At 52.3% G+C, this 6,531-nt stretch carries 1 protein-coding gene; it reads right to left on the bottom strand.

Annotated features, from left to right (window positions below):
* Positions 1–115 precede the first annotated feature (115 nt).
* Positions 116–6,531, bottom strand: a 6,416-nt coding sequence (locus FHW66_RS20565) for an autotransporter-associated beta strand repeat-containing protein (protein WP_183381696.1), incomplete at its 5' end; no start/stop codon positions are given.

The raw sequence follows: 6,531 nt of genomic DNA, 5'->3' as shown, positions 1-6,531 counted from the left end.
CCCGATGGCGCGGCTTACGTTGAGAATATCCGTCGACGCTGAGCGTGCCAGCGATCAACAAAAAAGCAGTGACTGACTACCGCTTTAACGGTGCCAATCACTGCTCTTTGATCGCCTAGAACGCGAATTTCAGACTCATCGAAATACCGAAGCTCTTCTGGCGTGACGAATCGATACTCTTCTCTGCACTTACCCGCAGATTGAGGTTGAGATTCTTGGCGATTTCACCGTCAGAGCCCGCACTCAGCTTGAGGCGTGAACCTGTCAGTTGATCGACATAATCGACATCTTCAGCGCCAGGCGTAGCGAACGTCGTCTTGGCGTTGCTGCCACTGGTATTCAACACATCCATTCCCAACCAGACCGTGCCCGGATGATCACCGGCTGACAGTCCAGTCTTCGACAGACGCAGACCTGCACGTGATGTCACACTGGTACCTGTATTCGTGCGCACGGTTGTCGCCTCATCAATTTCCAGATCACGCATCTTGATGTGCTGCACAGAAATCTGCGCCTGTGACTCCAGTTTGAGACTGGAACTCAGGTCAATTGCCTGTCCAACTTCGACCGATCCCAGCAGTCCCCAGGCGTTGGTTGATGTCTTCAAATCATTGGATGACTGGCTGTTGATGTTATAGCGTGTTGCCTGCAATACGGCGTCCAGAAAAGCGCCTTTACCGTCAAGTCGGGTCAGGTAAGCGCCGGCACTATAGGCCTTGATGACATTGGTGCCAGCAAGGCTGCCCGTATCGCTACTGGTATCAACGGCGGCAATACGTGCCGTACTCTGACCGCTGGCAACATACAGACCAATACTGTCGCGCCCAGCACCTTGTGAATTGACGTAAATATCATGGCCCACCTGCATTCCGCGCACATCAATATTCTGAGCGACGGATTGCTTGCTGGCACCGCGATAATCGGCCTGACCAAACACCCGTCCCCAGCCAGTCAGGCCATTCTGGTTGACCAACTGCTCTGGCGCACCCATACGTTCAACCAGGCTGCCGACGACCGCCTGACCGTAACCCGTAGTTTGGCTACCCAAGGCGTTATACAGAGCGCTCTCGGCGCGGGCTATGCTCACCAGATACCAATCATCCGCATCTGCGACGCCACCGCGTTCGAGCTTGTATTCAAATGCACCAGCAAAAAGCTTGCTGGATAACGCAAATGCACTCTCTTCGGTAGTGGCGTCATTGATGGCAGATACCACCTTGATACCATCACCAGTGGTCTGCGCACCAAGGCCTCCTGCATTGATAACGTTCAGCTTGGTTTCACCGGTTGCAGTACCTCCGTCAATGATAATTTGATCGGTGACAGAATCATCAGCGCCGAGCACGGTATTGAGGGTAACGGTACCGCCCTCACCAACCCAGTTGTTCGCTGTCAGGGTACGCCCAACGCTCATCAACGCTTCTGGTGCGTTAAGTCTGACTGTACCGTCCAGTGTCATGGTTTCCACACTGGAGTTTCCTGTCATGTTCCAGGTGCTGAACGCGCCGACTTCGACATGCAGTGGATCAATAGTACCGGTCAAAGTGGCTCCATTGAGCAACGATAACGTTGTGCCCGATTCACCGATAACGTTACCAGTCAAGTTGGCCGCACCAAATTGACCATTGAGTACCAACTTACCTGCCTTGATCACGGTATCACCCGAGTAAGTGAGCTCCCCGGCAAGCGTCAGTGTTTCATCTCCGGTCTTCTGCAGGCCACCATTACCGCTGACATTGCCGACAAAAATCGCTTCTTCAGTCTGATTGATCGTGAGCGTCTGATCGCCCAGTCGTAACTGACTGCCGCTCACGCCGCTAAGATTGTTGATACGAGTCCCTTCGTCGGTGGCACTAATATCCAATGCGGCAGTCCCGCTGTCAAGCAGCACACCAGTACTATTGGCAATACTGCCTGCACCCGACAAAATCAATCCACCGTCAATAATTCTGGTGGTACCGGTGTAGTCATTGACGGCGGTCAGTATCAAGTCTTCACTACCTGATTTGACCAGGCCGCCACTGCTTCCAGAGCTTAATCCGCCGTCCTGAATATTGCCGTTGAACGTACCGCCACCAGCGACATGCAATTTGTTTTTACCAAGGGAAATGCGGCTATCAATACCATTGTCAGTCAACCCGGCGATCAAGACAAATTCTCTCTCAGAGGTGGAGATATCAAAACGGGCATTCTCCGCACTCTCGGCAAACGCCAGGACGCTGCGTCCTAAATCGGCATCACCGCCTAGCGCCAACGTCCCCTCTACAATTTCTGTACTACCGGCATAGTCGTTTGCGCCAGACAGTATCAGCGTACCAGAGCCGGTCTTGGTCAGACCGAAATCAGCAATATCACCGTTCCTGCCCGATACACCACCTCCCCATTGCGTGGTATACCCCTCCGTAACATCGACTCGGCCTTCAGCAGTCAGCTCAATCGCACGGGCGGTTGTGAAACTGCCATTGACTCGCAATGTCCCGCCACCCAGAATGACTTCACGACTGTTCTCCGTGTCCCCCAGTAATCCATCGCGACTGACGGTGAGAATACCTGCATTGATACGGGTATTGCCAACATAGCTATTATCCGCACCGCCGAGGATGGTTTCACCCTCAGTCTCCTTGACGACATATACGCCCTTTTTGGCAGCGGGCATATCTTCACTGGCACCAATCGCCACATTGAATTCACCATTCTCCAGACGAATCGCATCGCCGTGACCGATCACACCACCAGTGCCATCTTTTGCGGAATCGGTAATGACCAGATTAGTCCAGTCCTGAAGGGCAGGATTATCTGACAAATCGAGCCAGCCACCATTGAGGACGATTGACCTGCTTGACGTTGGATTCGAGACATCACGCAACGCCAGCACCCCTTCGTTGATGGTCGTGATACCTGAGTAACCAAGCGCCTGGTCGCCATGCAGATACTGCGTATAGCTACCGTTTTTAACAAGTTCGCCAGTACCAGTAATGCTGCCATTGTAACTCGCGATGCTGCTACCGTTACCCGTGAGCGTCAACGTGCCGCTCCCCATATCGATGCTGGCTGCTTTACTGCTGGAGTCCACACGGGCAATCGACTGTGCCAGATCGTTCATGCGGAAAATCGCACCTTCTTCCAGTTCCAGGCCGCTGCTCGAGGCAATAATGTCACTGGCACCGGCACTGAGGATACCGCCACTCACCTTGGTCGTACCAGTGTAAGTATTGATACCAGATAGTGTCAGGGTATTGTCACCGCTTTTGAGCAAACTGCCACCGATGTCGCCCGACAAGGCTGTATCCTGAATACTGCCCGCAAAATTGCCACCACCGCTGACTTGCAGGGTATTGGCTCCCAAAGAGATGAGATTGTTGCTGCCGTTATCAGTCAGCGTACCAATCCGTGCAAGACCACCGTTCAAGCCGGACACATCAAACTCGCCGTTTTCTGCAGCGTCGGTGAATAACAGATCGGTACCGTTCAAATCAGCTCGTTCCTTAAGTACCAACTTACCCTGAGCAATACTGGTACCACCGATATAGTGGTTGCTACCGGACAGGATCAGCGTTCCGGCACCGGTTTTGAGCAGACCCGAAGTGGACGCGCCTTCGAGTCCAGCAACGCCACCCTTCCATTCCGTCGTGTTACCAAAAGTCACATCCAGATTGGCATCAGCGGCAAGTTGCAGGGCCCGATCACTTGCAAAACTACCATCTATGCGAAGACTGCCGCCGTTGAGAACGACTTCACGACTATATGTAGTATTACCTAGCAAATCATCACGACTAACCGTGAGCATGCCGGCGTTGATGCGGGTATTGCCGACATAGGTATTGGCAGCGCCACCAAGAATGGTTTCACCAGCAGTTTCTTTAATAACGTAGACGCCATTACTTGCAGCAAGTCCACCATCACCGGCACCAATACTGGCGTTGAAGTTACCATCGCCAAGATAGATAACATCGCCATAGCCAATCACTCCGCCAGTTCCATCGGCGGCGGCATCAGCAATGACCAGACCACTCCAGTCCGTCATTTCACTGTTGTCCGACAAGTCAAGCCAGCCACCATGGAGGAAAATCGATTTGTTCGCCGTCACACCGCTCATTTCCCGCAATGCCAACACACCAGCATTGATCGTGGTTGTGCCACTATAGGCAAACGCTTGATCGCCGCGGAGGTACTGCGTATAGCCACCATTTTTGACGAGATTGCCCGAGCCAATAATCTCACCGGCATAACTGGCGGTGCTGGCACCATTGCCAGTCAATGTCAGTGTTGTGTTACCAAGATCAATCGTGCCTGTATTGGCAGTGGAAGATATCTGTGCTACCGACTGGGCCAGATCGTTCATCCTGAAAGTTGCACCAGCGCGGACTTCGAGGCCACTACTGGTAGCAATAATATCGGTCGCACCAGCAAGCAGAACACCACCATTGATGACAGTCGCTCCCGTATATTCGTTATTTCCTGACAAAGTCAATGTGTTGTCACCGCTCTTTGTCAACCCGCCCCTCCCAAGGATCTGGCCAGAAAAATCGGTATCGATGGAGCTATCCACAGTCAGTACGGTATCGCCAAGCTTGACCTTGCTTCCCGCGTCTCCGGTCAGATTACTGATGGTCGTTACAAGATCGCCGACACCTGCGAGATCAAGTGATGCGCCATCACGAATCCTGATTCTGCTGCTCTCGCTGATATCACCCTCGCCTGTCAGTGCCAGCGTACCGGCGTTGACGTCTGTGCTACCACTATAGGTATTACTCGCCGAAAGGTACAGTGTGCCGGTACCATTCTTGCTCAGGTCATTGCCACCGTCAGCGCGGTTACCGAGCGCCTGATCAACATCGAAATCTCCCGCGTTAAGGGTAAAGCTGCCAGTAGGGTTGGTCAGCGAATTCCAGGCCAGACTCAGACCCATGACGTAATTGTTACCCTTGATCTGGCCACTCTGACGCAGGTAATCGTAACCTTCAACGGCTTGATCCGGAGCGTTCGTAAAATCGCCACCGATACCATTGCTCGTGGCAATCAGCACGCGATCATTCTTTTCCAGTTCACTGGCACGGGCTACAGGCTTGGTAATTTTGTAGTTATCGACCATCAGACTGCCATCAAGCTCTGCTCGATCGGCGATGATTGTTGCTGCCTCACTCTCATCAAGGTGGATCTTCAGTCGTGTATTGTCATGCTGTGTATAGGTATCTTCTAATTGGTATGTAGCACCACCAACAAAACTGAGAGAACCTTCAGAAAGCAACAGTTTGCCTGAGGTACTCCCCGCCGCACCTGACAGCGCGAAGTCTCCTTTACCAGTCTTGTTCAGTGAACCGGTACCATTGATACTCCCGGAAAAAATCGTATTATTTGCGTTTTCGACAGTCAACTGCGTGCTGCCAAGCAATACCTGAGTACCATTAGAACCATTCAGATCCTTGACAAGCGTGGCACTACCGGAGACGCTCCTCACATCGAGCGAGCTATTATTATTCAAGCTCACTTCACTGCTACGGCTGATATCTCCATTGCCGGTCAAGGCCAATCGGCCAGCGTCGACAATAGTTCTGCCTGTATAAGTATTTTCAGCAGATAAACTCAATGTGTAGATGCCTGCCTTGCGCAGATCGCCGCCATCACTGCGGTTGGCAAGTACTTCTTCCACAGCAAAATCGTTGTTGTTCAGCGTGAAATTGCCACTCGGGCTGACGTCAGAATTCCATGCAAGATTAAGACCCATGACATAGTCATTATTGCGGACCATGCCCACAACGCGCAGATAGTCGTAACCGTCTACAGCCTGATCAATGATGTTGGTGAAGTTACCTTCAATACCCTCCTCGGTCTGGATAAGGATACGGTCGCCATCGGCAAGCGCACTGCTTTTGGTTACTTTCGCAGTCGGCATCTTATAGTTGCTTACGTCCAGTGTGCCGTTAAGGGTGGCCTTGTTCGCCATGATGGTAGGCAGCAGCTCGATTGCGGTCAGTGCGATATGCAGCTTGCCTTCATTGCCCTGCTCATAGTCGCCATTGACACCAAAGCTGGCTCCATTTCCGAAATACAGATCACCGCCTGATAAAATCAGGCCACCCGATTGGCGCATCCTATTATTAGTGAAATAGAATGAGCCACCTGTCGAAGCGGCAAGAACCAGTTCACCATCACCTGAGATCTTACCGGTACTGGTAAAGCTATTGTTTCCGACAGAAATCACAGCATTACCCTGCAACTTGATCTCGCGGCCAGAATTGACTGACGCCAGCAATTGCAACTGACCACTCCCAGCGCTTGTCGTCTCTCCAGTCGAGACGCCGGCGGCACCAAATGTCAACGCACTGCTAGTCGCGCCAAGCGCGGCATCTGAACTGATACGCAAGGCCCCATCGTAAATGGTCCACGGTGTCACCGAATTGTTGGTATTGGTCAGCTCCCAGGCGCCAGCTCCGGTCTTGCTGAAGGCATTGAAGCCAAGATATTTATTGTTGATTTGGGTGACATCGAAACTTCCCTGATAATTCCCATCACCGGCACCAAGAGCAAGAA

The organism is Herbaspirillum sp. Sphag64, assembly GCF_014192645.1.
GTDB lineage: Bacteria > Pseudomonadota > Gammaproteobacteria > Burkholderiales > Burkholderiaceae_D > Herbaspirillum.
The sequence above is the reverse complement of the archived record's forward strand: the minus strand, read 5'-3'. Positions and strand labels throughout refer to the sequence as shown.